Source organism: Kingella sp. SNUBH-2017, from assembly GCF_028680565.1.
GTDB classification, from domain to species: domain Bacteria; phylum Pseudomonadota; class Gammaproteobacteria; order Burkholderiales; family Neisseriaceae; genus Kingella_D; species Kingella_D pumchi.
Genome location: NZ_JAPHVK010000010.1, coordinates 63196 through 86656 on the forward strand (window position 1 = coordinate 63196; position 23461 = coordinate 86656).

Sequence of the window (23461 nt, forward strand, 5' to 3'; positions counted from 1 at the left end):
GTTTGAAATATTTATAGATGTTAGCTGATTTTTCAAATTTAATTAGGAGTACAACATGGGTGAATATTCTAAAACAATTGGTGAGATAGGTGAAAATATAGTAGATAACTTCCTCAATTTAATTGGTTGGGATAAGGTTGAAAATAATCTTACACTTTCATGTCAAAAAGCAGTAAGACATGCTAAAGGTAACTCCAGGCAGAGAAATACACATGGTATTGATATCCTGTTTACTTATAAAACACCTTTAGAACAAAATACAATACAAAATATAATTGTTTCTGTAAAACACACAAATAATTCTTACCCTAATAATCCAAAAAATCAATTTAAAGATTATATGCAAGATTTGGTTCAGACTTTAGAGTGCTTTAAACATTCGGAACTAAAGACTGAGCGTAAGAATTTATTTAATAACATACGAAAACATCAGGATATAGGTGTTCTTTTTTGGTTATCGAGCAATGAGAATACCTATGATAACTTAATTACAAAAATTGCGAATATTAATTTGGAATCCGATTGGAAATTTGATACTGTACATGTTATAGATAATAAAAAAGTTAACTTTATATTCAACTTGATGAAATTCTTAAGGAGTAATAATAGGTATGAAATATTTTTCTATTACCCAGAAACATCTTTAAGTTATCAGGATGCTGATATACCTAGATATGGCAAGGTATTACCTGTTGAATTTCTAACGTCACCAATTATTCCAGTTATTCTAAAAAATAATAGTGATACAGAGGCTATTGACACTTTTTGTTTGGCTTCTTCTGAAAACTTTGATGGTGATTCGTTACGGCGTCTTATAAAGGCAGCTGATGAATATACTGCAAAAATGAATTGTAAATATCTCTTTCTCTTTCCAAATTATATTGCAAGTCAGCATGAGCCAGAAGTAAGAACAGCTCTAGTAAATGTCGAAAAGCCTGAAAATCTTATTTCGATTAAATCATATTCCCCTGATTTTAGGAGTTTATATAAAGATGAGTAACAATGAAATTTTATTGCCTACTAGAGACTTCTTAAGACAATTAATAGGGCAGTCATCTATCAAATTTATTGATATAAAAAATATTTTGCGAAGTAGAGGGGTAATAACATATTCCAGTGATAAAGAAAATGCTGCTATAACTCTTATTAAAACGGGATTATCACCAGAGGAATTCTTAGAAATCAAAGAAAGCTTAAAAACTAAAGAAGAAACACCAAAATTAAAAACACGAACAATTAGATGGGATACTGACCTAGATTTACTAGATTGTATTCCAACGAATTTTGATTTTAGCCCAATACTAAATGATGAATTTGGAACACTAAGATTATCTGATATTACTGACTTTACGTCATTAAATAATAATCATGTATATGTGGAATTTGAAATTGAAAGAGATAACCTTATCAGCAACTTAAGTAAAAACAAAACTTATCATAAAGGGAGGATAGAGTTAAAATTAGATAGAGAAACTAATTCATTGAATATTTCTCTAACACATACTTCTAATGAAACTATGGATTTTGGAGATGCTCTATCTAAAAAATTAATTCAAAATTTTAAAAATGATGGCTATGTAAAACCTACTGATGAAATAGTAACTATAAAGTTCTTAGATTTTAATAATGCCTCTAGAATAAAATTTCTTCAAGAACTATCTCAAAATGCGAGGTATACAATACTTAAATTTAAAGATACCGATGACATCCACTTTTCTCCTGATGCAGATATACCGAATCTACCAGAGCATATTACTTGGATGAAAGATAAGATAGATGATTTAAAGATGAAGGGCAGGGATTTGCATTCTACTTTCTTCTTTCAGGATAAATCAATACATCCTTTCATCAAACTAATGGGGATAAAATGTAATTACATTATTGATAATAATGATATAACAGGAACTTGTAAAATAGAATTTGAATTTTCTAGTGATAAAAATGGAATTCCTATAGAATTAATACTTAAGCTTACAATTTTAAATATTGAAACAAACAATGATGATATAACTAAAAACCAATTGAAGAAATCTATTATTGAATCCTTTGAAAAATATAAATTAGAAATGTACCTAAAATACCGAAATAGTCCTATACAACAAGAGTAAATGTGGCAACTGTGACCGCATACATGCCAGCCGCGTGCGTGGCTACGCTACACACCCTACCTGCGGGCAAAACAAACCTTAAGATTAAGGTGTAGGGTGTGTGCGATACGCACGCACGCGGTTTTGTCGTTGCCGAATGATTCCAAACCATGCCGTAATTCAGTCGGCAGCAAACGCAGCTTGGGTCATGATCCAACGAAATCCCCATATTACCCGTAATCTCAAAGCCGTCTGAAAAATAATTTTCAGACGACCTCTCTAGTATCGAAAGCAGCCTGCACTTTCAAAAATCGAAGTGCAGGCTGCTTTTCATGATGATTGGAAAAAACGCGCAATATTTTTATACTGTACATCATGCAGCAGGCCGTACCTGCTCCCCTGCCAACTTATTGACCGAACGAACAGGAATAATATGCATATCCCCTCTTCAGAAAAACCGACAGCCGGTTATTCGCATCCGTGGCAATACTTTTTGCTGGTGTACGCTTTGAGCGCGCCGTTTTGGCTACTGTCTTTGTTTCTCAAACACAGTCCTCTGCCTGATAATCTGCCGCTGACCGACATCGGCGCGGCACTCACCCCGACGGTTGCCGCCGCGTTGTTGCGTTACCGCGAGGGCGGAATGGCGGCGGTGCGCAGCCTGTTTGGGCGTGTGTTTGATTACGGGCGGATCAAGCATTCTGTCTATTTTTGGACGGCAATACTGATTTTTCCCCTGCTTTATCTGCTGACTTATGTCGCGATACGCCAAACAGGAAAAGCCATACCTGCCTTATCCGTATCGTTTGCGCCGCTTGCCGGTGCGTTCGTCATGTTCTTTATCGCGGCAGTTGCCGAGGAATTGGGCTATGCCGCCTACGCTACGGAAAGCCTGCAACGGCGTTTTACCCCGCTCGTTACGGCGCTGATTATCGGGGTGCCGTGGGCATTGTGGCATTTGCCGTCCATGATTGCCGTGGGGCAGCCTGCCGAACTGATCGCGTGGGGGCTGGCAGGGACGGTTGCCGTGAGGATTATCTATGTATGGCTGTACAACGGCAGCGGCGGCTCGGTATTTGTATTGATTGCGTGCCACACGGTTGCCAATACCGCGCGTACAGGCTTTCCAGGCGGACGGGCGGTATATGAAAACGGCAACGGTATGATTCCATACGGAATTATCATCATTGCGGCGGCAATCGTGATGGTTTTTTGGCGTAAGGCAATGTGTTCATCTGATAGCAAGCAGGCGTAGGCTGGGCCATGATCCAACAAAACCTTCAATTCTGCCAAGATATTGGGTTTATCAATCCAACCTATGACGGCACGCCTTGGGTTAGAATAGGGTCGTTTCGTTTGTAACCGGACAGGAGAAAACCATGAGAGTAACGAGTGCGGCCATTGTTAATGGTGAGTTTGAAGATAAATACGGCAAGCGGGGCGGGCAGTTTAGTCCGAACGGGATGCCGACTTATTCGATTCCTTTTGAAATCAGCGGCGCGCCTCAGGGTACGCAGTCGTTTGCCGTGGTGCTGGAAGACAAGGATGCCGTTACCGCCAGCGGTTTTGTGTGGATTCATTGGCTGATTGCCGATTTGACGCGCACGTCGGTGGCGGAAAACGACAGCATCGCCGCCACGGATTATGTGCAGGGCGCGAACAGTTGGGCGAGCGTGCTGGGCAAACTCAGCATCGAGGAGGCTTCGACCTACGGCGGCATGGCGCCGCCCAACTGCCGCCACCGCTACGAGCTGATTGTCTATGCGCTCGATACCAAGTTGAACCTGCCGCAGGGCTTCCGTTTTAACGATTTGCACTTTGCGATGCAGGGCCATGTGTTGGCGAGTGCTTCGGTAATGGGCACTTACGACGTCTAGCCGGCTCTGAATGTGCCCTTTGCTTTTCAGGCTGCCTGTTGGGAAAGGCAGCCTGAAAATATTTACGGCACTTGACGGCAATATCGGATCGGTAAAGAGTAATGCCGAACGAAAGCAGCCTGAAAACTGATTCGGCTCCCCAAAGCCCAAAGGTAGCCTGAAAACCCGTGTCAAGGTTTTCAGGCTGCCTTTTTTTGTTTGGGACGGCGGCTTTCAGGCTGCCTGCCCGGATGCCTTTTAGATGCGCCGCGCCAGCTCTTCGGCCTTGCCGGTGTAGCCGGCGGGGGTGAGTGCGAGCAGCGCCTGTTTGGCTTCATCGGGAATTGCCAGGCCTGCGATAAAGGCTTGCAGGGTTTCGGGCGTGATGCCGTCTTTGCCGCGGGTGAGCGCTTTTAACTGCTCGTAGGCCTGGGGTACAGCGTAGCGGCGCATCACGGTTTGGATGGGTTCGGCGAGCAGTTCCCAAGTGGCGTCGAGATCGGCGGCGATGGCGGCGGGGTTGGCTTCGAGTTTGTTCAGACCGCGCAGGCAGGCGTTCAAGCCGAGCAGGGTGTAGCCGGCGCCCACGCCCATGTTGCGCAGCACGGTGCTGTCGGTCAGGTCGCGCTGCCAGCGGGATACGGGCAGTTTTTCGGCGAGAAAGCCGAGCACGGCGTTGGCCATGCCGAGGTTGCCTTCGGAGTTTTCAAAGTCGATGGGATTGACTTTGTGCGGCATGGTGGAGGAGCCGACTTCGCCTTCTTTCACCTTTTGCTTGAAGTAACCCAATGAAATATAACCCCAAACGTCGCGGTTGAAATCAATCAGAATGGTATTGGTGCGGCCGATGGTTTGGAAAAACTCGGCCATATAGTCGTGCGGCTCGATTTGGATGGTGTAGGGATTGAAGGTCAAACCCAATGATTTTTCGACGAATTGGCGGCAGTGGTTTTCCCAATCGACATCGGGATAGGCGGCGAGATGGGCATTGTAGTTGCCGACGGCGCCGTTGATTTTGCCTAGGAATTCCTGTTTTTCCAGCAGCGCAATTTGGCGTTGCAGGCGGGCGAGGACGTTGGCGATTTCTTTGCCCAGCGTGGTGGGGGTGGCGGGCTGGCCGTGGGTGCGGCTCATCATCGGCACGGCGGCCAAATCGTGCGCCAGCGCGCGCAGTTTGGCGGTAAGCTCGGCGAATTTGGGCAGCAGCACGGCATCGCGCGCTTCGCGCAGCATCAGGGCGTGGGACAGGTTGTTGATGTCTTCGCTGGTGCAGGCGAAATGGATAAATTCGTTTACGGCGCTCACTTCGGCGTTGGCGGCGAAGCGCTGTTTGAGCCAGTATTCGACGGCTTTAACGTCGTGGTTGGTGGTCGCTTCGATGGCTTTGACGGCTTGGGCGTCGTCCACGGAAAAGCCGTCAATCACGCCGTCGATTTCGGCGACGGTGGCGGCGGAAAACGGCGCCACTTCGCCGATTTGCGGCGCGGCGGCGAGCGCTTTGAGCCATTCCAATTCCACGCGCACGCGAGCTTTGATCAGGCCGTATTCGGAAAACACGGGGCGCAGGGCTTCGGCGGAGGCGGCATAGCGGCCATCGAGCGGGGAAAGGGCGAGCAGGGGGGTAATCATGGGATTCCTTAAAGGGTGGGTTTTGAACGGGATGGGCAGCCTGAAAACGGGATGGATGGTTTTCAGGCTGCCTTGGATTGCGGATTAATTCTTGCGTTGGTAAGGCTGCTGAAGAATATTGCTGCTGCGTACTTTTTGCCGTGCCGCTTCGTTTGCATTGATGCAGGCGGGCGTGTCTTTGAGTTTGGCGGGGTCGTTTTTACATTTGACCATCTGCGCTTCGTGTTCTGCCGGATGGTCGAGATACCACTGCACATCGTGCGCTTCGTCGCCACAGGCAGAGAGCATGAGCAGGAGAGTGGCGGAAAGCAGGAGTTTGTTCATGGCGGTTTCCTTAATCGGGTAAAACGGGTTGGTGATGGGTGGTCAGGCAGCCTGAAACCGTTTTCAGGCTGCCTAGGGCGCCCAAATGTATTTCATATCGTACCAGGTGGCGCCGCCGTGTTTGGAATCGGCGATGCCGTGGTTGCGGAAGCCGAAGCGCCCGTACCAATCGACCAGATGTTCTTTGCAGGTCAGGATCACGCCGGCTTTGCCGCGCCCGCACATGCTGTCGGTGTAGTGGCGCAGCAGGGCGGCGGCGATGCCGCGGCCGCGGTATTCGGGCAGCACCACCAGGCCGAAAACGGCGGCATAGCGGCCGTGCGGGCGGTGTAGGGTGGCATCGGCATAGTAGGCGTCGGGCAGCTCGGGCAAATCGGACGCGCAGCCGTTGATAAAGCCCACAGCGCGGCCGTCTGCTTCGGCTACAAAAAACTGCTCGGGAAACACGCGCAGGCGCTCGCTGATGCGTTCAAGGCTGGCGGCTTCGGCAGGCGGAAAACCGGCGGCTTCGATGGCGGCCAGCACCGGCGCTTCATCGGCGTGCGCAGGGCGGATGGTGAAGGAGATGGTAGCGGCTTGGTTCGGGGTCTGCCGGCCATCCGTTTCTGAAGCGGCTTGATGCACCATAAAATCTCCAATAAGGTCATTCCCGCGCAGGCGGGAATCTGGGTTGATATTTGACCATGCTGAAAAAAGCCGTCCGAAGCCCGATTTTGCAACAAGATTCCCGCCTGCGCGGGAATAACGCCGTTTGGGCGGATTCCGAGCGGTGTCGGAGGTTTTCAGGCTGCCTTTGGGGCGGGTTGCGGCAGACGCAGTCGCAGTTTTGGTTTGGCAAACTAGGCAGCCTGAAAACTGCGATGCTTTAATTACAGGCCGACAAGGTCGAAAGGCAGGCTTCAAATCAGGCAGCCTGAAAACCGGTATCGGGTTTTCAGGCTGCTTGGTTGCGGGGTTTATTCCAATATGACTTCGACGCGGCGGGCTTCGTCTTTGCTGCCGCTGCCGGTATCGGACGCGGGTTTGCGCAGTTCGATGCTGCTCTCGGGCACGCCGGCGGCCAGCAGGGCGTCGCGTACGGCGAAGGCGCGTTCTTTGGAGAGTTTGGCGTTGATTTCGGCGTTGCCGGTGCTGTCGGTATAGCCCGAAACCACGGCTTTTTTTCCTTCTTTCACGCCGGCGGCCACGTCTTTAAGCGCGTCCAGCGAATTGGGCGCCAGCTCGGCTTTGCCGGTGGCAAAGTAGAATTTGACAATGCCGTTTTCCACCACGGTTTTCGCTTCGCCGGCGGCTTGGGTTTCGGGTGCCAGAATTACTTCGGCGGGGTTGGAGGCGCTGTCGGCGGCATCGCCGGTTTGGGCTTCGGAAGCGGTGTCGGCGGGGGCGGTCATGCCTTCGGTTTGGGTTTCGGCCATGGCGGTGGCGACGCTGGCTGCTTCGTCTTCCATCATTTCAACGGCGGAAGCCTGCTCGCTCTCGGCGCTGTCGCCTTCATCGTCGCCGCTGAAGGCAAAGGCCAGCGCCAATACGGCAATTGCGGTCAGGGTGGCAAAGCCCAGGCTCAGCAGCAGGCCGAAGCGCTGGGTTTTGTCGCCTTCTTCGGCGGCGGCAGGGATGGCGGCACGGCGTTTTTTGCGGTCTTCGTCTTTTTGTTCGAAATCCATGTCTGTTTCCTTAATAGGCGGGTGTTGAAAATCGGCGCCATTATATACGAAGCTTGGCGAAAATTTACACTTTCCGCCGCTGCCGGCGCGCCACGCTGCCTGAAAGCGGCGCGGCTGTTCAATCCCCCCGCCGCACAGTAAAATGCGCCGTTTTGACGACCGTGCAAGGCAGAAAACCCATGCTTACCTTCCAGCAAATCATCTTCAAACTGCAACAATATTGGGCAAACCAAGGCTGCGCCATCCTGCAACCTTTCGACATGGAAGTGGGCGCCGGCACGTCCCACCCCGCCACCTGCCTGCGCGCGCTCGGGCCCGAGCCGTGGTTTGCCGCCTACGTGCAGCCCAGCCGCCGCCCCAAAGACGGCCGCTACGGCGACAACCCCAACCGCCTGCAGCACTACTACCAATTCCAAGTCGCGCTCAAACCCGCGCCCGCCGATATCCAAGACCTGTATTTAGGCAGCCTGAAAGAGCTGGGCATTGACCCCAAAGTCCACGACATCCGCTTTGTCGAAGACGACTGGGAAAACCCCACGCTCGGCGCGTGGGGCTTGGGCTGGGAAGTGTGGCTCAACGGCATGGAAGTCACCCAGTTTACCTATTTCCAGCAGGTCGGCGGCATCGACTGCGCCCCTGTGCTCGGCGAAATCACCTACGGCATCGAGCGCCTGGCCATGTATCTGCAAGGCGTGGAAAACGTTTACGACCTCGTGTGGACAAAAACACCAAGCGGCCAAACCCTGACCTACGGCGACGTGTATCACCAAAACGAAGTCGAACAATCCACCTACAACTTTGAATACAGCGACGCCGCCTGGCTGCTCGAGCAGTTCAACGCCTACGAAGCCCAAGCCAAACGCCTGCTCGCGCTCGAAGACGCATCGCTTGCCCTGCCTGCCTACGAGCTGGTACTCAAAGCCGGCCACACGTTTAACCTATTAGACGCACGCGGCGCGATTTCCGTAACCGAACGCGCCACCTACATCGGCCGCATCCGCGCCTTAAGCCGCAGCGTGGCGCAGAAATATGTGGAAGGGCGCGAGAAGCTGGGCTTTCCGCTGTTGAAAGCGCAGGCGCAGGCAGCTTGAACGGGTTTTCAGGCTGCCTGAAAAAGGTTGGAACCATGAATAATCCCATCGAAATCTATCAGACTTCAGACGGCCAAACGCAGGTGGAAGTGCGCTTCGGCCAAGAAACCGTGTGGCTGTCGCAGGCGCAGATGGCGCAGCTTTTTGGTAAAGACGTCCGCACCATAAACGAACATATCGGCAATACTTTTGCCGAAGGCGAATTGGAGAAAGAGCCAACTATCCGGAAATTCCGGATAGTTCGCCAAGAAGGCTCACGCTCGGTTAACCGCGAGATTGAACATTACAACCTGGATATGATTATCTCTGTTGGCTACCGCATCAAATCGCCGCAGGGCGTCGCCTTTCGCCGCTGGGCGACCGCCCGCCTGAAAGACTACCTGCTCAAAGGCTACGCGCTCAACCAAAGCCGTTTGCAGCAAAACGCCGCCGAATTGGAGCAGGCCGTCGCCCTTATCCGCAAAACCGCCGCTTCGCCCGAATTAACAGTCGAGAGCGGGCGCGGGCTGGTCGATATCATCGGCCGTTACGCGCAAACCTTTCTCTGGCTGCAACAATACGACGAAGGCCTGCTCAGCGAACCCAGAGCCCAAGCAGGCGGCGAGCTGCCTACTGTTGAAGAAGCCCGCGCCGCCTTGGCGGAGTTTAAACAACAGCTGATGGCGCGCGGCGAAGCCACCGAGCTGTTTGCCCGCGAGCGCGACGACGGTCTTGAAGCACTGCTCGGTAATTTAGAGCAAACCGTATTCGGCGAACCGGCGTATCCCAGCATCGAGAGCAAAGCCGCGCACCTTCTGTATTTCGTCGTCAAAAACCATCCGTTTTCAGACGGCAACAAACGCAGCGGCGCATTTTTGTTTGCCGATTTCCTGCACCGCAACGGGCGTTTGTTTAACACGCGCGGCGAAGCCGTCATCAACGACACCGGCCTGGCCGCACTCACGTTGCTTGTCGCCGAGTCCGACCCTAAACAAAAAGACACCCTGATCCGCCTGATCATGCACATGCTTCAGGCAGCCTGAAAACCAAACCATAAGGAGTCCGCATGCAAACGCCACATTCCGCGCAGTTTGCCGTGTTCGGCCAGCCGGTCGCGCACAGCAAGTCGCCGTGCATCCACCGTCTGTTTGCCGCGCAGCAGGGGCAGGACATCGACTACCGCGCGCTGGCGCTGCCGGCCAATGAAGCGGACTTTCGCACCGGCATGGATGCATTTTTCGGCGCGGGCGCGCTGGGGGCGAACGTCACCGTGCCGTTTAAAGAATGGGCGTGCCGCTATGCCGACGAATTGAGCGATCGCGCCCGTGCAGCGGGGGCGGTCAATACCTTTATCCGCCTGCCCGCGCAGCCTGAAAGCGGCAAAGTCTGGCGCGTGCGCGGCGACAATACCGACGGCGCCGGCCTGGTGCGCGATTTGGCGGACAATCTCGGCGTAGCGCTGGAGGGGCGGCGGATTCTGATTATCGGTGCCGGCGGCGCGGCACGCGGCATTGTGCTGCCGCTGCTACAGGGGCAGCCTGAAAGCGTGCTGATCGCCAACCGCAGCCCCGAGCGGGCGCAGGCGCTGGCCGATGAGTTTGCCGTCGAAGCGCTGCCGCTAAACGCGCTGGCCGGCCGCCGTTTCGATATTGTGATTAACGCCACTTCAGGCAGCCTGAAAGGCGAAGCGCCCGCGGTGCCGGCCGATATTTTTTCGGGCTGCCTGCTGGCCTATGATTTGGTTTACGCCGCGCAGCCGACGCCGTTTATGCGCCAGGCGCTCGAAAACGGCGCCGCCGCTGCGGCCGACGGCCTGGGCATGCTGGTGGAGCAGGCCGCCGAATCTTATTTTCTGTGGCGTGGTTTCCGTGCCGATACTGCGCCGGTTATCGCCGCGCTGCGCGAGGAGTTGTCGCAATGAAATGGCTGTTCAGACTGCTGGTGCTGCCGCCGCTGGCGCTGGTGCTGTTTAATGTTTATGTCTATGGCAGCATTATCAGCTACCGCGCCGTTGCCCCGCACCAAACTGCCTTTATGCGCATGCGCATGGCGCAGCTGGCCGACACCCGCCCCGAAGTGCGGCTCGACTACCGCTGGACGGCCTATCCGCATATTTCCGTTAATCTGAAAAAGGCGCTGATTGCGTCGGAAGACGCCAATTTCGCCGGCCACGAAGGTTTTGACTGGAACGGCATCAAAAACGCCATGCGCCGCAACGAAAAAAGCGGCAAAGTGCGCGCCGGCGGTTCCACCATCAGCCAGCAGCTGGCGAAAAACCTGTTTCTCAACGAAAAACGCAGCTACTGGCGCAAGGCCGAAGAAGCCGCCATCACCGCCATGCTGGAAGCCACCACCGACAAAGACCGCATTTTCGAGCTGTATCTCAACGTAATCGAATGGGACTACGGCGTTTACGGCGCCCAAGCCGCCGCGCAGCGCTTTTTCCACACCGACGCCGCCCGCCTGAGCAAAGCCCAGGCCGCCCAGCTGGCCGCCCGCGTTCCCGCGCCGCTGCGCTACGCCGATAATCCGTCCGACCCGCGCCTGCGCAGCAAAACCAATATCATCTTGCGCCGCATGGGTTCGGCCGCGCTGCCGGAATAGGCGTGGGCTTGGGCTTTCAGGCTGAGACCTTTGCAAAATCCCAAAGCCGGCCTGAAAAATAAAAAATGCCGTCATTCCCGCGCAGGCGGGAATCTTGTTTGATATTCAAAAATTATTGGAAAAACAATCTATTGATTAAGTTCAGCCAAGATTCCCGCCTGCGCGGGAATGACGATGATTTAACTATTTCTTATTTTATTTTAGGTTTTGCAAAGGTCTCAGGCTGCTTGTAGGCGGTTTGACGGCATCGGTATCAATAAAAACTTTCAGGCTGCCTTGATCCGAAGGCAGCCTGAAAGTTTTGGTGCCGGCGGTTTAACGCTTTTTGCCGCGCAGTAGGCCGAAGGCAAGGGCGGCGAGCATCAGCGAAAACAGCGCGGCGCTGAGCCAGGGCAGGGGGATGCCGAGCATGGTATAGACTTCGCCGCATGCGCCGTCGCCGCGGATAACCGGTTCGAACCAGTCAAACAGCGGCCAGTCGCGCAGGCGGAAGGCCCACGGCGCGCCGCAGGAAGGCTGGGCGCCGATGGGCAGGGTCTGCAGATGGCTTTGTTTGACGGCAACATACAGGCCGAAGGCGGCGGGCAGGGCGGTAATCAGGCCGGATAGCAGCTGCACGCGGCGGCAGCGCGGCGGCAGAATCAGCAGCAGGGTGCTTACCAGCAGCGCGGCGAGCATGGCCAGCCGCTGCTCGATGCACATCACACAAGGGTTCATGCCCAGCAGGTACTGGCCGCTAAAGGAGCCGGCGCTGCCGGCCAGCGCCAGCAGCCAAACGGGAAAAATGGCGGTTCTGAAATTCATGGCGGTTCCGTAGTTGCAAAGGAAAAAGCAGCCTGAAAAGCCGGTTTCAGGGTTTTCAGGCTGCCTGAAAGGGTAATGAAACGAATGAAACGGCGGTGGCCTACTGCAGCACGGTATCCGATTTCAAATCGGTTTCGGGTATATCGACGGTAAAGCGGCTGCCCAGGTCGTTTTCAAATTCGTAGCTGCCGCGCATGCTGCCCCACGGGGTAGTGAGCTGCATGCCGCTTTGGTATTCGAAGCTCTCGCCGGGCATCAGCACCGGCTGTTCGCCGATGACGCCGGTGCCGCTGATGTTTTCGATGCTGCCGTGGGCATCGGTAATTTCCCAGTGGCGCTTGCGCAGGGTCAGGGTGTAGTCGCTGCGGTTTTCGATGGTGATGCGGTAGGAAAAGGCGTAGCGTTCGGCGGCGGCGCTGCTCTCGGCGGCCATATAGTTGGGTTCGACGCGGATGCGGATTTCGTCTTCATACATGGCGGGATTATCCGGTAATACAGTCAAACAAAACGATGATGATGATGCTGAATACGGCGGCGATGATGTCGTCGAGCATCACGCCGAAGCCGCCGGAAACGCGGCGGTCGAACCAGCGGATGGGCGGCGGTTTGACGGCGTCGAAAAAACGAAACAGCAAAAAGGCCGCCAGCCACCAGAGCCAGCCGTCGGGCGTAAAGGCCAGCACCAGCATCATGGCGACGATTTCGTCCCAGACGATGCCGCCGTAGTCGTGCACGCCCAAATCGCGCTCGGTTTCGTTGCAGATCCAGATGCCGATGAAAAACAGCGGCACGCACAGCATGCCCAGCCAAAAAGGGCTGACGCCCAGCCACAGCAGCAGCGCAGCCAGCACCACGCCCGGCACGGTGCCGGCGGTGCCGGGGGCAACCGGAGCAAGCCCCGAGCCGAAGCCGAAGCCGACAAAACGCACCGGCCGCGCGAGCAGCCAGGGTAGGGTAGGGCGGAAAGAAGGGGCGCTTTTTGCCATAGGGGTAAGGGTTTTCCAATCAGGCAGCCTGAAAGCCTGTTTTGCGGTTTTAGCTTCGCAACTTCGCTTCGCTACGCAGGCTGCTTTTTTAAGATTAGTCGAGCAGGGCATCGACAAAGGCGCGGGCGTCGAAAGGGCGCAGGTCGTCGATTTTTTCGCCGACGCCGATGTAGCGCACCGGTATCGCGCGGTTTTTTGCCAGCGCCGCCAGCACGCCGCCTTTGGCGGTGCCGTCGAGCTTGGTTACGATCAGGCCGGTGAGTCCCAGCGCGTCGTCAAAGGCGGCTACTTGGTTAACGGCGTTCTGGCCGATATTGGCATCGAGCACCACGATGATTTCGTGCGGCGCGTCGGGCATGGCTTTTTGCAGCACCCGTTTGACCTTTTTGATTTCTTCCATCAGGTGCAGCTGGGTGGGCAGGCGGCCGGCGGTGTCGGCCAAAACGATGTCGATGCCGCGTGCTTTGGCGGCTTCCACCGCATCGAAGCAGACGGCGGCCGAGTCGCCCGAAGCCTGCGAAATTACGGTTACGCCGTTGCGTTCGCCCCATTCCTGCAGCTGCTCGCGGGCGGCGGCGCGGAAGGTGTCGCCGGCGGCCAGCAGCACCGATTTACCCTGCTGCTGGAAGTATTTGGCGAGTTTGCCGATGGAAGTGGTTTTGCCGGCGCCGTTGATGCCGGCCATCATAATCACAAAGGGGCCTTTTTCCGGCAGTACCAGCGGTTTTTCCAGCGGTTTGATCAATTCGTACACCGCTTCTTTGAGCGCTTCGCGCAGTTCGGCGCCGTCGCTTAAGCCGCGCAGCGACACGCGGCGGCGCACTTCTTCCATCAGCTCTTCGGTGGCTTCGATGCCCATGTCGCTGGTGAGTAGCACGGTTTCGAGTTCTTCATACAGGTCTTCGTCGATTTTGCCGCCGCCGAATACGCCGGCCAGCGACTTGGCCATATGGTCGCGCGATTTGCTCAAACCCTGTTTCAGTCGCGCCGCCCAGCCTTGTTTTTCAGGCTGGTTTGTTTCTGTTTCAGGCTGCTTGGTTTCGGATTCGGGCTGTTTGGCTTTAGGCTGCTCTGTTTCAGGCTGCTTGGCGGCGGTGTTTTCTTTGGTGTCGGCAATATCGGCGGCTGCGGGCTGGTTGTCGGCGGCGCTTGGCGCTTGGGCGGTGGTATCGTCGCCGGTACCGTTTTCAGGCTGCGGGGTTGGAACGGCGGTATCGGCAGCCTGCGGCCGGCTTTCGGTCTGCACGGTATTGTTGCGCGACAGCGTTTGCGGGTTGGCCCAGGTTTGCGCGGCGTTGTCGCTGCGTACCGGACGGTTGATGCCGGCGGCGGCGTTGTAATCGGGGTGCGCCCAGTTGCTGAATGCGGGGGAAGCGGCGGTTTCGCCGGTAGTGGGAACGGGAGTTTCTGATGATGCGCTATCGGCGGCAGGGCTTTCAGGCTGCCGGTCTTCGGCGGGGATGACGGGTTCTGCTTCGGTGTCAGCGGTATCGGTGTCAGCCGTTTCAACGGCAGCGGTTGGGGTGTCGGTTTCGCCATCGGCAGCTTCTGCTGTCTGCTCTGGGGCGGTGGTTTCAATGGCGGAGCCGTCTGCCGCATCGTCGGCGCGGTTTTCAGGCTGCGCGGGGGTGTTGGCGGCGGTTTCGTCTGCAAGCGCGGCGGGGGCGGGATCGCTCGGGGCGGATTGGGGCTTCTCGTCTTTGCCTTTGAAGATGTTTTTTATAAAGTTGAACATGGCGTTTGTGTTTGGGCAGTCGGTGGTTTGGTGGCGGCGCGGCCGGGCGCGCACGGGCGGAAAAACAAAATTGCGGCATTCTAGCCGAACATCAGGCAGCCTGAAAGCATCTGTGTGCCGGCGGCGGCGCTTTGGCGGCAAAAGCGGCAAATCTGCCACAGCCGCAGACGGGTCAAACAGACGGCAAGGCAGTCTGAAAAACGCGGCGGGCGTTTTCAGGCTGCCTTGCCGGCGGCAAAAGGCTTAAGGCTGGTGGCTGATGTCTTCCAGCGTGCGGCCGCGGGTTTCTTCACCCAGTACCAGAATCAGCACCACCACCGCCGCCATCACGCCGGCAAACATGGCGAAAATGGCATCAAAACCGCTCTGCCTTTGCAGCAGCAGCGCCACCGCCGAGGGCGCGGCGATGCCGCCGAGCCGTCCGGCCGCTGCCGCCCAGCCCGAGCCGGCGGCGCGAAAGCGCACGGGGTAGAGTTCGGGCGTGTAGGTGTAGAGCACGCCCCAGGCGCCGAGGTTGAAAAAGGACATCGCCGCGCCCCACGCCAGTACGGCATCGGCAGACTGGGCGCCGCCAAAGCGCCACGCGCACAGCGAGCAGGCGGCGAGAAACAGTGCGAGCGTTGCCTTGCGGCCGATTTTTTCCACCAGCACCGCGGCGGCGAAATAGCCGGGCAGCTGGGCGGTAATCAGCACCAGCATGTATTCGAAGGTTTGGACGACGGTATGCCCTTGGCCGACCAGGAGCTTGGGCAGCCAGGTAAAAATGCCGTAATAGGAAAAGACGATGCCGAACCACACCGGCCACAGCATCAGCGTGCGGCGGGCAAAGGGCGGCCGCCACAGTTCGGCAAAACGCGGCGGCTCGACGGCGGGCGGCACGGCGGCCAGGGCGCGGCTTTCAGGCTGCCTGCCGGCAGCCGCTTCCATGCGGCAGACAATTTCGTGCGCTTCCTGCACGCGGCCACGGCCAAGCAGATAGGGCACCGATTCTGGCAGCCGCGTGCGCACCCACAACGCATAGGGTAGCGGTAGCGCGCCGAGGGCAAAGGCGCTGGCCCAGCCGTAGCGCGGAATCAGGAAATAAGACGCCAGCGCCGCCGCCAGCCAGCCCAGTCCCCAAAAACTTTCCAGCAGCACGATAAAGCGCCCGCGCAGCTGCGGCGGCGCGTATTCGCTCACCAGCGACACCGCCACCGGCAGCTGCGCACCCAGCCCGATGCCGGCGGCAAAACGCCAGACAAGCAGGCTGTCCACATCCGGCGCCAGCGCGCACAGGCCGGTGGCGGCGCCGTACACCATCATCGAGGCGGCAAACACATTGCGCCGGCCGAAGCGGTCGGCCGCGCGGCCGCCGACCACCGCCCCCAGCGCCATGCCGGCAAAGGCGATGCCGACTATCCACGCACTCTGCGCGGGCGTGAGCTGCCATTGTTTGGTCAGTACCGGCAGCACAAAGGACACCATGCCGGTGTCCATCGCGTCAAACAGCCAGCCGATGCCGACCAACAGCAGCAGCCGGTAATGAAAACGGCCGGCGGGCAGATTGTGCAGGCGGGTGAGAATGTCCATAGTGTGTGCGGGGAAAAGTTTTCAGGCTGCCTGTGCGTCCGGCTTCAGGCAAAGGGCGGTACGGCGGCGCCGCAGTGCTGGAGCAGGCGCACGGTTTCGTATACCGGCAGCCCCATCACGCCGGTAAAGCTGCCGGCAAGGTGGGAGACGAAAATACCGCCGGCGCCCTGGATGCCGTAAGCACCGGCTTTGTCCATCGGTTCGCCGCCGGCGATATAGCGCTCGATTTCGCTGTCGGACAGGGCTTTGAAACGCACGTCGCTGCTTTGCACGATGCTGTGTTCGCGCCCCTGGTAGTGCACGCAGACGGCGGTCAGCACCTGATGGCTGCGGCCGGAGAGTGCGCGCAGCATGCTGCGGGCGTGGTCGGCGGATTCGGGTTTGCCGAGAATGCGGCCGTCGAGGGCGACGGTGGTGTCGGCGCTCAGCAGCGGCAGGCTGTCGCCGTGCACCGCCAGCGCGGCACGGTTTTTCTGCTGCGCCATCCGCAGCACATAGGGTTCGGCGGCTTCGGCGGCAAGCGGGGTTTCGTCGATGGGAACGGCGCCGGTGCGCACGGCATAGCCGAGGTTTTCGAGAATCTCGCGGCGGCGCGGGCTGGCAGAGGCCAGAATCAGGGTGCGGTCGGTCATGGTGTTTGCAATAGGGAAAACGGGGCGGGATTGCGTTTCAGGCAGCCTGAAAGGGTGGGGCGGCGGCGGTTTAGGGCAGCACCAACGCCAAAAACAGGGTGGTGCCTTCGCGCTGGATCAGCACCGGCAGGTTTTTGCCGCCTTTGGCAAAGGCCTGGCTGACTTCTTCGCGGCTGTGCACCGCCATGCCGGCGATTTCGCGGATCACGTCGCCGCGCTGCAGACCGGCGCGGGCGGCGGCGCCGTCGGTGCGCACGATGATGATGCGGCCGTCGGCTTCGGCGCTGAGCACCAGCCCGGCTTCGGGCAGGTTGAAGTTTTCGCTGCCGGCGCCCGATACTTCAGCTTCGGGCTTGCCGGCGGCCGACTGGCTGATATCGCCGGCGCTGCCAAGGGTTACGCCGACTTCAAGTTCGGCGCGCTGGCGCCAGATTTGCAGTTTGACTTCCTTGCCCGGCGCGGTGCTGCCGACAATCACCGGCAGATCGCCGGAGGAGACGATTTCCTTGCCGTTCACACCGCGGATAATGTCGCCCACCTGCAGGCCGGCGGCCGCGGCGGGGCTGTTGGGCAGCACTTTGGACACCAGTGCGCCGGTGGGTTTGTCCAGCCCGAAGGACTTGGCCAAATCGTGGGTAACTTCCTGAATCACCACGCCAAGCTGGCCGCGCTGCACTTTGCCGTCGGTTTTGAGCTGCTCGGCAACGTTCATCGCGGTGTCGATGGGAATGGCGAAAGAGATGCCCATAAAGCCGCCGCTGCGGCTGTAAATCTGCGAGTTGATGCCGACCACCTGGCCTTTGAGATTGAACAGCGGGCCGCCGGAATTGCCGGGGTTGATGGCAACGTCGGTCTGGATAAACGAAGTGTAGGTTTCGTTGGGTAGGGTGCGGCCTTTGGCGGAAACGATGCCGGCGGTTACGCTGTTGTCAAAGCCGAAGGGCGCGCCGATGGCGGCCACCCATTCGCCGGATTTGAGCTCGTTCGGATTGCCGATTTTGGCTGCCGGCAGGTCTTCGGCGTCGATTTTCAGCAGGGCGATGTCGGATTTGTCGTCGGCGCCGATGAGTTTGGCGTGGTATTCGCGCTTGTCGTTGAGCGTGGCTTTGATATTGGTTTTGCCTTTGACCACGTGGGCGTTGGTCAGGATATAGCCATCGGCGCTGATGATGACGCCGGAGCCGAAGTTGGCATCGTCGCCGTCGCCGTCTTCAGGCTGGTTGGGGACGATGCGTTTGAAAAAGTCGGAAAACGGGTCTTCGGCGCTGCCGTCGCTGTTGCCTTCGCCGCCTTCTTCGCGCAGCGCCTGGATATTGACCACCGAGCCGCCTTCGCGCGCCACCAATTCGGCAAAATCGGGCAGCAGCATGCCGACGCGGTCGTTGCCTTTAACTACTTCGACTTTGGTTACGAAGCTGCCTTCGGCCGGTTTGTCGGTATCGTTTTTTTTGTTGCAGCCGGCCAGCGCCAGAGCGGCGGCCAGCGGCAGAAGAATCAGGGGGCGGGTGGGTTTGTTCACGCGGATAAGGTCCTAACAGAAACGGAAAAAAGGCACGGCGGCCGCAAAACGCGGATTGTACGGGAATCGGCTGCCGGCGTTAAGCGCCAGGCGCGGCGAAAGCAGCCTGAAAACCTTTGTTTGGGCGCTCAGGCAGCCTGAAAATCGGTTTTGACCGCTTTCAGGCTGCCTAGCCGCAGGCGAAAAGTTCGCGGCCGTGGGCTTTGAGCCAGCTTTTGGCGGCGGCGGTGTGCGGGGTGTGGCGGGCGACTTCCTGCCAGAAGGCGCGGCTGTGGTTGGGGTGGCGGATATGACACAGTTCGTGCACGCACACATAGTCGCGCACCCAGGCGGGCGCGCCGGCCAGCCGCCAGTTGAGACCGATGCCGCTGGGACGGCACACGCCCCAGAAGCTGCGGGCATCGGACAGGCGCACCGGCGTGGCCGGAAGTTTCAGGCTGCTTAGCCGTTCGGCAAACAGCGGAAACAATAAATCGGGCGCCTGTTCGCGCAGATAGCCGCGCAGCAGCGCCCGTGTGTCGGCGGTATCCGGCAGCAGCAGGCGGCTGCCGTCGCGGCGGATGGCTGGGACGCCGCTGCCGCCGGCCAGCGCAAGCTGCTCGCCGTCGAGCCAGATGCTTTCAGGCTGCTTCGGGCTGTCGGGCGCGCGTGCCAGCGTTTGCCGCAGCAGCGGCTCGTGCTCCTGCAGCCAGCGGCGCAGCTCGGTGATGCCGAGCCAGCGCGGAATGCCGATGTGCAGCCCGCCGGCGGGGTGCGGGCGCAGGATGATGTTGCGGCGGGTGTTGCAGCGGATGTGCAGCACCAGCTCGCTGCCGTCGGATAAGCGGTGGGAAACGGGCATGGGCTCAGGCGGGATTGGGGCCGAAGGGGCCTTGGCCGCCGATTTCGGCCTGTTGGCTTTCGATCCAGTTTTCGCACTCGGCCATCAGCTCGGTTTCGCTGCCCTGCTGCCAGCGGATCGGCGCGCCGATGCGCACGGTAACGGTGCCGGGGTATTTGAGAAAGGAATTTTTCGGCCAAAACTCGCCGCTGTTGTGCGCCACCGGCACCATGTCCATTTCAAACAGCTTCGCCATTTTTGCCGCGCCCATTTTGTAGCGGCCGCGCTCGCCGGGCTTGATGCGCGTGCCTTCGGGAAAAATCGCAATCCAAAAGCCGTCTTTTTTGCGCGCCAAGCCCTGCTCCATCAGCTGCGAAGTGGCTTTGACGCCCGCTTTGCGGTCGATGCCGATGGTTTTGGCCATTTTCAGCCCCCAGCCGAAAAAGGGGATTTTGAACAGCTCTTTTTTCGCCACATACACCTGCAGCGGGAAGATTTCCTGCAGCGCCAGCGTTTCCCAGCCGCTCTGGTGCTTGGAACAGATAATCGCCGGCTCGGCGGGGATGTTTTCGCGCCCTTCGACGCGGTAGTTGAGCCCGACAATGTTTTTCAGCGACCACAGCAGCAGCCGCGCCCACGCGCGGCCGATTTTGTTCGCCCCCTGTGGCACCAGCATCGCCGGCAGCACGAAGGCAAACATCACAATCGCACTCACACTCAAAATCAGCCAGTAAACCAGGTTTCGTAACAGCAGCATAAAAAAGATAACTTTCCAATCAAACAGGCAGCCTGAACAGGCAAAACGGCTTCGCTTGCCGCGGCGGACGGCGTCGTTCAGGCAGCCTGAAAAGCAAAAGATGCCGATTGTACGGCATTTTGCGGCGGGTTTTAAGTTTGTGCTCTAAAGGGTGTGTTGGCAATCGGCATTGCGGCGGTGTTTTTGGCAAAAAATACCCGCCTACCGCGTCAAAAATGCGCGCAAGGTGTCCAAGCTTGCTGCGCTTTTTTCCTTGCATTCGGGCATTTTTACTTAAAAAACCGCTTCGCAAGCCGATTGCCAACACACCCTGGCGCCGGACAAAGCGCGCCCGCTTTTCAGGCTGCCTGCCGCGTTTTGCGTTTACGCCGTTTCCGCGGCCGGCGCCTTAATCAGAAACTGCGAAAAAGCCAGCAGATCGTCGAATACCAGCGTATCGGGCGGCAGTTTGCCGGCCGACTCGGCCTGGGTTTTCCTACCCTTGCCGGTGAGCACCAGCGCGGTTTTGCAGCCGGCGGCGGCGCCCGCTTCCAAGTCGCGCAGGCTGTCGCCCACCATCCAGCTCTCGGCAGGGGCAGCCTGAAAGCGCTCGAGAATATCGGCAATCATGCCCGGCTTGGGTTTGCGGCAGCCGCAGTTGTGAGCGTTGGTGTGCGGGCAGAACCAGATGCCGCTGATTTCGCCGCCGGCCGACTGCACCAGCTTGTGCATTTTGGCGTGCATTTCGTTGAGCGTCTGCATGGTGAAAAACTTGCGGCCGATGCCCGACTGGTTGGTGGCCACCGCCAGCGTGTAGCCGGCCTGGGTCAGAAAGGCGATGGCGTCCATGCTGCCGGGTAGCGGCACCCATTCGTTGGCGGATTTGACGAAGTCGTCGCGGTCTTGGTTGATTACGCCGTCGCGGTCGAGAATGATGAGTTTCATGGTTTATTCAAACAAAGCGGTTTGGGCGAGCGGTTTGCCCGCCAGGTCTTTGGCGGAAAGCTGCGGTTCGCCCGAAAGCGGCCAGTCTATGCCGAGCGCGGGGTCGTTCCACAGCAGCGAGTGTTCCGACTGCGGGTGGTAGTAATCGGTGCATTTGTAAACGAATTCGGTATTGTCTTCCAGCACATAAAAGCCGTGGGCAAAGCCTTCGGGTATCCACAGCTGGCGCTTGTTTTCGGCCGACAGCACCGCGCCCGCCCAACGGCCGAATGTGGGCGAAGAGCGGCGCAGATCGACAGCAACGTCAAACACGCTGCCGGCCACCACCCGCACCAGCTTGCCTTGCGGTTTTTCCAGCTGGTAGTGCAGGCCGCGCAGTACACCGATAGCGGATTTGCTGTGGTTTTCCTGCACGAAGCCGCGATCGCAGACGTGCTCGCGAAACCATTGGTCGCGGAAGGTTTCCATAAAAAAGCCGCGCTCGTCGCCGAAAACCTGCGCCTCGAGCAGTTTGATATCGGGCAGGGCGGTGGGAAGGATGTTCATGCGGTGGGTTCCAATCTTGTTTTAAATGCTTGTTTGGTAAGGTTTCAAATCGGCCAGCGCCGCCTGCCAGTCGGCCGGTTTGATGCCGAAAGTGTTTTGGATTTTGCCGCAGTCCAGCCGCGAATTGGCGGGGCGGCGGGCGGGGGTGGGGTAGTCGGCGGTGGCGATGGCTTTGAGCTGCGGCACGGCGGGCAGGATGCCTTGTGCGGCGGCAGCCTGAAAAATCCGTTCGGCAAAACCGTGCCAGCTGGTGTAGGGGCTGCCGGAGTAGTGGTAGATGCCCCAGTTGGCAAAACCGGGTTGGTGGACGGCGTCGGCGATGGCAACGAGGGCGTCGGCGATGGCGGCGGCAGGGGTGGGCGCGCCGTATTGGTCGGCAACGATGCCGAGGCTGTCGCGCTCGCGGCCGAGGCGGAGCATGGTTTTGACGAAGTTGCCGCCGTGCGCGCCGAACACCCAGGCGGTGCGCAGGATGATGTGGCGCGGGCAGGCGGCGGCCAGCGCTTCTTCGCCTGCGAGCTTGCTTTTGCCGTAAACGCTTTGCGGGTTGACGGGGTCGGTTTCGTGGTAGGGGGCGTCGGCGGCGCCGTCGAAAACGTAGTCGGTGGAAATGTGGAGAACGGCGGCACCGTGCGCGGCGGCGGCTTCGGCCAGATGGCGCACGGCGTCGCGGTTGACGGCGTAGGCGGTGTTGGCGTCGCTCTCGGCTTTATCCACGGCAGTATAGGCGGCGGCGTTGATAATCAGCTCGGGGCGGAAGGATGAGGCAGCCTGAAACACGGCGTTGCGGTCGGTGATGTCGAGGGCGGCGCGGTTGGCGGCAAGCAGGTTGGCGCGATGACGCAGACGGGCGGCAAGTTCGCGGCCGACTTGGCCGTCGGCGCCGGTAAGAAGGATGTTCACAGATTTGTCCTTTGGTATTTCGCGGGCGGGAGTCTACCTGAAAACGGGCTGTTAAGGTTTCAGGCTGCTTTGGCGGAGTGGAAAAGCAGCCTGAAAATGGTGGGATGTTTTTTTCAGGCTGCCTTTTGGGGTAAAGGCAGTCTGAGGGCGGGTTAGTGCCTGCCGTCCAACAGCCGCAGCAGGTATTGGCCGTATTCGTTTTTCGCCATCGGCCGGGCGAGTTCTTCGAGTTGGGCGGTGCTGAGCCAGCCTTGGCGCCAGGCGATTTCTTCGAGGCAGGCGACTTGCAGGTTTTGCAGGTTTTGCACGGTTTGCACGAAGGCGGCGGCTTCGTGCAGGCTCTCGTGGGTACCGGTGTCGAGCCAGGCGAAGCCGCGCCCTAAAAGCTGTACGTTCAGGCTGCCGTCTTCGAGGTATATTTGGTTGAGGGTGGTGATTTCGAGCTCGCCCCGTGCGGAGGGTTTGACTTGTTTGGCAAATTCGGCGGCGCGGTGGTCGTAGAAATAAAGGCCGGTTACTGCCCAGTCGGATTTTGGCTTGAGCGGTTTTTCTTCGATGGAGAGGGCTTTGAAGTTTTGGTCGAATTCGACGACGCCGAAGCGTTCGGGGTCGCGCACTTGGTAGGCGAAAACGGTGGCGCCGTGTTCTCTGGCGGCGGCCTGGCGTAGGGTTTGGGTGAAGGACTGGCCGTAGAAGATGTTGTCGCCCAGCACCAGACATACGTTGTCGCCGCCGATAAATTCTTCGCCGATGATCAGGGCTTGGGCGAGACCATCGGGGCTAGGCTGGACGGCATAGCTGATGCGCACGCCGAAGCGGCTGCCGTCGCCGAGCAGGCGGATAAAGGCGGAGTTGTCTTCGGGGGTAGTGATGACGAGGATGTCGCGGATGCCGGCAAGCATCAGCACGGACAGGGGGTAGTAGACCATCGGTTTGTCGTACACGGGCAGCAGTTGTTTGGAAACGCCGCGTGTGATGGGGTAGAGACGGGTGCCGGAGCCGCCGGCAAGGATGATGCCTTTCATGGGGATA

General features: G+C 57.7%; 25 protein-coding genes. 8 read left to right on the plus strand and 17 right to left on the minus strand.

What is annotated here, in order from left to right; genetic code table 11:
* The first annotated feature begins 55 nt into the window (after nucleotides 1-55).
* The 4 genes from gapS4a to OP500_RS08580 all read left to right on the plus strand — a co-directional run bounded on the left by gapS4a (nucleotide 56) and on the right by OP500_RS08580 (nucleotide 3964).
* Nucleotides 56-1000 carry a GapS4a family protein gene (gapS4a, locus tag OP500_RS08565; protein WP_238746675.1) on the plus strand — a complete coding sequence of 315 codons (945 nt, stop codon included), beginning with the start codon at nucleotides 56-58 and terminating at the stop codon, nucleotides 998-1000.
* A complete protein-coding gene (gene gapS4b / locus OP500_RS08570; RefSeq protein WP_238746674.1) occupies nucleotides 993-2108 on the plus strand; it encodes a GapS4b family protein in 1116 nt (371 codons plus the stop codon). Before gapS4a ends, gapS4b begins: the two co-directional genes overlap by 8 nt.
* A gap of 412 nt (nucleotides 2109-2520) precedes the next feature.
* On the plus strand, nucleotides 2521-3342 hold the full coding sequence (locus OP500_RS08575; protein ID WP_274070713.1) for a CPBP family intramembrane glutamic endopeptidase: 822 nt from the start codon (nucleotides 2521-2523) through the stop codon (nucleotides 3340-3342).
* 124 nt (nucleotides 3343-3466) lie between these two features.
* Nucleotides 3467-3964: a YbhB/YbcL family Raf kinase inhibitor-like protein gene (locus OP500_RS08580; protein WP_274070714.1), complete on the plus strand. Its 498-nt coding sequence runs from the start codon at nucleotides 3467-3469 to the stop codon at nucleotides 3962-3964.
* A gap of 237 nt (nucleotides 3965-4201) precedes the next feature.
* Here the strand turns inward: OP500_RS08580 and purB are convergent, their stop codons facing one another.
* From purB to OP500_RS08600, 4 genes are all read right to left on the minus strand, one after another.
* Nucleotides 4202-5572, minus strand: a complete 1371-nt coding sequence (purB, locus tag OP500_RS08585; protein WP_274070715.1) for an adenylosuccinate lyase — start codon at nucleotides 5570-5572, stop codon at nucleotides 4202-4204.
* A gap of 84 nt (nucleotides 5573-5656) precedes the next feature.
* Nucleotides 5657-5896: an EexN family lipoprotein gene (locus OP500_RS08590; RefSeq protein ID WP_274070716.1), complete on the minus strand. Its 240-nt coding sequence runs from the start codon at nucleotides 5894-5896 to the stop codon at nucleotides 5657-5659.
* Between the two features lie 72 nt (nucleotides 5897-5968).
* On the minus strand, nucleotides 5969-6523 hold the full coding sequence (locus OP500_RS08595; RefSeq protein ID WP_274070717.1) for a GNAT family N-acetyltransferase: 555 nt from the start codon (nucleotides 6521-6523) through the stop codon (nucleotides 5969-5971).
* 329 nt (nucleotides 6524-6852) lie between these two features.
* Entirely contained in the window at nucleotides 6853-7560 is a 708-nt protein-coding gene (locus tag OP500_RS08600) for an OmpA family protein (RefSeq protein ID WP_274070718.1), read from the minus strand.
* A gap of 179 nt (nucleotides 7561-7739) precedes the next feature.
* On the opposite strand from OP500_RS08600, the gene glyQ reads away from it, so the two are divergent.
* From glyQ to mtgA, 4 genes are read left to right on the plus strand one after another with little or no spacing between them, the layout of a single operon-like run.
* Nucleotides 7740-8651, plus strand: a complete 912-nt coding sequence (gene glyQ / locus OP500_RS08605; RefSeq protein WP_274070719.1) for a glycine--tRNA ligase subunit alpha — start codon at nucleotides 7740-7742, stop codon at nucleotides 8649-8651.
* A gap of 35 nt (nucleotides 8652-8686) precedes the next feature.
* Nucleotides 8687-9673, plus strand: a complete 987-nt coding sequence (gene rhuM / locus OP500_RS08610; protein ID WP_274070720.1) for a RhuM family protein — start codon at nucleotides 8687-8689, stop codon at nucleotides 9671-9673.
* A gap of 23 nt (nucleotides 9674-9696) precedes the next feature.
* Complete coding sequence (aroE, locus tag OP500_RS08615) at nucleotides 9697-10551, plus strand: shikimate dehydrogenase (RefSeq protein WP_274070721.1); 855 nt, start codon at nucleotides 9697-9699, stop codon at nucleotides 10549-10551.
* Nucleotides 10548-11234: a monofunctional biosynthetic peptidoglycan transglycosylase gene (gene mtgA, locus OP500_RS08620; RefSeq protein ID WP_238746663.1), complete on the plus strand. Its 687-nt coding sequence runs from the start codon at nucleotides 10548-10550 to the stop codon at nucleotides 11232-11234. The genes aroE and mtgA overlap by 4 nt, the downstream gene beginning before the upstream one ends.
* Nucleotides 11235-11549: 315 nt before the next feature.
* Here the strand turns inward: mtgA and OP500_RS08625 are convergent, their stop codons facing one another.
* From OP500_RS08625 to rfbA, 13 genes are all read right to left on the minus strand, one after another.
* Nucleotides 11550-12038: a disulfide bond formation protein B gene (locus OP500_RS08625; RefSeq protein ID WP_274070722.1), complete on the minus strand. Its 489-nt coding sequence runs from the start codon at nucleotides 12036-12038 to the stop codon at nucleotides 11550-11552.
* 100 nt (nucleotides 12039-12138) lie between these two features.
* Nucleotides 12139-12513, minus strand: coding sequence for a Co2+/Mg2+ efflux protein ApaG (gene apaG, locus OP500_RS08630; RefSeq protein WP_238746661.1), 375 nt, complete (start codon nucleotides 12511-12513; stop codon nucleotides 12139-12141).
* Nucleotides 12514-12520: 7 nt separating this feature from the next.
* On the minus strand, nucleotides 12521-13024 hold the full coding sequence (locus OP500_RS08635; protein WP_274070723.1) for a phosphatidylglycerophosphatase A family protein: 504 nt from the start codon (nucleotides 13022-13024) through the stop codon (nucleotides 12521-12523).
* Nucleotides 13025-13118: 94 nt separating this feature from the next.
* The gene (ftsY, locus tag OP500_RS08640) at nucleotides 13119-14759 is read right to left on the minus strand and encodes a signal recognition particle-docking protein FtsY (RefSeq protein ID WP_274070724.1); all 1641 of its coding nucleotides are present in this window, start codon (nucleotides 14757-14759) and stop codon (nucleotides 13119-13121) included.
* A gap of 243 nt (nucleotides 14760-15002) precedes the next feature.
* Complete coding sequence (locus OP500_RS08645; protein WP_274070725.1) at nucleotides 15003-16328, minus strand: MFS transporter; 1326 nt, start codon at nucleotides 16326-16328, stop codon at nucleotides 15003-15005.
* A 44-nt stretch (nucleotides 16329-16372) separates the two neighbouring features.
* Nucleotides 16373-16960 carry a Maf family protein gene (locus tag OP500_RS08650; protein ID WP_238746656.1) on the minus strand — a complete coding sequence of 196 codons (588 nt, stop codon included), beginning with the start codon at nucleotides 16958-16960 and terminating at the stop codon, nucleotides 16373-16375.
* Nucleotides 16961-17030: 70 nt separating this feature from the next.
* Nucleotides 17031-18479: a DegQ family serine endoprotease gene (locus OP500_RS08655; RefSeq protein ID WP_238746654.1), complete on the minus strand. Its 1449-nt coding sequence runs from the start codon at nucleotides 18477-18479 to the stop codon at nucleotides 17031-17033.
* A 169-nt stretch (nucleotides 18480-18648) separates the two neighbouring features.
* Nucleotides 18649-19320 carry a M48 family metallopeptidase gene (locus OP500_RS08660; protein ID WP_274070726.1) on the minus strand — a complete coding sequence of 224 codons (672 nt, stop codon included), beginning with the start codon at nucleotides 19318-19320 and terminating at the stop codon, nucleotides 18649-18651.
* Between the two features lie 4 nt (nucleotides 19321-19324).
* Nucleotides 19325-20056: a lysophospholipid acyltransferase family protein gene (locus tag OP500_RS08665; RefSeq protein ID WP_274070727.1), complete on the minus strand. Its 732-nt coding sequence runs from the start codon at nucleotides 20054-20056 to the stop codon at nucleotides 19325-19327.
* A 363-nt stretch (nucleotides 20057-20419) separates the two neighbouring features.
* Nucleotides 20420-20980: a D-glycero-beta-D-manno-heptose 1,7-bisphosphate 7-phosphatase gene (gene gmhB / locus OP500_RS08670; RefSeq protein ID WP_274070728.1), complete on the minus strand. Its 561-nt coding sequence runs from the start codon at nucleotides 20978-20980 to the stop codon at nucleotides 20420-20422.
* 3 nt (nucleotides 20981-20983) lie between these two features.
* On the minus strand, nucleotides 20984-21526 hold the full coding sequence (gene rfbC / locus OP500_RS08675; RefSeq protein ID WP_238746646.1) for a dTDP-4-dehydrorhamnose 3,5-epimerase: 543 nt from the start codon (nucleotides 21524-21526) through the stop codon (nucleotides 20984-20986).
* 21 nt (nucleotides 21527-21547) lie between these two features.
* Nucleotides 21548-22429, minus strand: a complete 882-nt coding sequence (gene rfbD / locus OP500_RS08680; protein ID WP_238746644.1) for a dTDP-4-dehydrorhamnose reductase — start codon at nucleotides 22427-22429, stop codon at nucleotides 21548-21550.
* A 152-nt stretch (nucleotides 22430-22581) separates the two neighbouring features.
* Nucleotides 22582-23454, minus strand: a complete 873-nt coding sequence (rfbA, locus tag OP500_RS08685) for a glucose-1-phosphate thymidylyltransferase RfbA (RefSeq protein ID WP_274070729.1) — start codon at nucleotides 23452-23454, stop codon at nucleotides 22582-22584.
* Nucleotides 23455-23461 lie beyond the last annotated feature (7 nt).

Coding starts and splice junctions, on each gene's coding strand:
- gapS4a (WP_238746675.1), top strand. CDS start 56: ATGGGTGAATATTCTAAAACAATTGGTGAGATAGGTGAAAATATAGTA.
- gapS4b (WP_238746674.1), top strand. CDS start 993: ATGAGTAACAATGAAATTTTATTGCCTACTAGAGACTTCTTAAGACAA.
- OP500_RS08575 (WP_274070713.1), top strand. CDS start 2,521: ATGCATATCCCCTCTTCAGAAAAACCGACAGCCGGTTATTCGCATCCG.
- OP500_RS08580 (WP_274070714.1), top strand. CDS start 3,467: ATGAGAGTAACGAGTGCGGCCATTGTTAATGGTGAGTTTGAAGATAAA.
- purB (WP_274070715.1), bottom strand. CDS start 5,572: ATGATTACCCCCCTGCTCGCCCTTTCCCCGCTCGATGGCCGCTATGCC.
- OP500_RS08590 (WP_274070716.1), bottom strand. CDS start 5,896: ATGAACAAACTCCTGCTTTCCGCCACTCTCCTGCTCATGCTCTCTGCC.
- OP500_RS08595 (WP_274070717.1), bottom strand. CDS start 6,523: ATGGTGCATCAAGCCGCTTCAGAAACGGATGGCCGGCAGACCCCGAAC.
- OP500_RS08600 (WP_274070718.1), bottom strand. CDS start 7,560: ATGGATTTCGAACAAAAAGACGAAGACCGCAAAAAACGCCGTGCCGCC.
- glyQ (WP_274070719.1), top strand. CDS start 7,740: ATGCTTACCTTCCAGCAAATCATCTTCAAACTGCAACAATATTGGGCA.
- rhuM (WP_274070720.1), top strand. CDS start 8,687: ATGAATAATCCCATCGAAATCTATCAGACTTCAGACGGCCAAACGCAG.
- aroE (WP_274070721.1), top strand. CDS start 9,697: ATGCAAACGCCACATTCCGCGCAGTTTGCCGTGTTCGGCCAGCCGGTC.
- mtgA (WP_238746663.1), top strand. CDS start 10,548: ATGAAATGGCTGTTCAGACTGCTGGTGCTGCCGCCGCTGGCGCTGGTG.
- OP500_RS08625 (WP_274070722.1), bottom strand. CDS start 12,038: ATGAATTTCAGAACCGCCATTTTTCCCGTTTGGCTGCTGGCGCTGGCC.
- apaG (WP_238746661.1), bottom strand. CDS start 12,513: ATGTATGAAGACGAAATCCGCATCCGCGTCGAACCCAACTATATGGCC.
- OP500_RS08635 (WP_274070723.1), bottom strand. CDS start 13,024: ATGGCAAAAAGCGCCCCTTCTTTCCGCCCTACCCTACCCTGGCTGCTC.
- ftsY (WP_274070724.1), bottom strand. CDS start 14,759: ATGTTCAACTTTATAAAAAACATCTTCAAAGGCAAAGACGAGAAGCCC.
- OP500_RS08645 (WP_274070725.1), bottom strand. CDS start 16,328: ATGGACATTCTCACCCGCCTGCACAATCTGCCCGCCGGCCGTTTTCAT.
- OP500_RS08650 (WP_238746656.1), bottom strand. CDS start 16,960: ATGACCGACCGCACCCTGATTCTGGCCTCTGCCAGCCCGCGCCGCCGC.
- OP500_RS08660 (WP_274070726.1), bottom strand. CDS start 19,320: ATGCCCGTTTCCCACCGCTTATCCGACGGCAGCGAGCTGGTGCTGCAC.
- OP500_RS08665 (WP_274070727.1), bottom strand. CDS start 20,056: ATGCTGCTGTTACGAAACCTGGTTTACTGGCTGATTTTGAGTGTGAGT.
- gmhB (WP_274070728.1), bottom strand. CDS start 20,980: ATGAAACTCATCATTCTCGACCGCGACGGCGTAATCAACCAAGACCGC.
- rfbC (WP_238746646.1), bottom strand. CDS start 21,526: ATGAACATCCTTCCCACCGCCCTGCCCGATATCAAACTGCTCGAGGCG.
- rfbA (WP_274070729.1), bottom strand. CDS start 23,454: ATGAAAGGCATCATCCTTGCCGGCGGCTCCGGCACCCGTCTCTACCCC.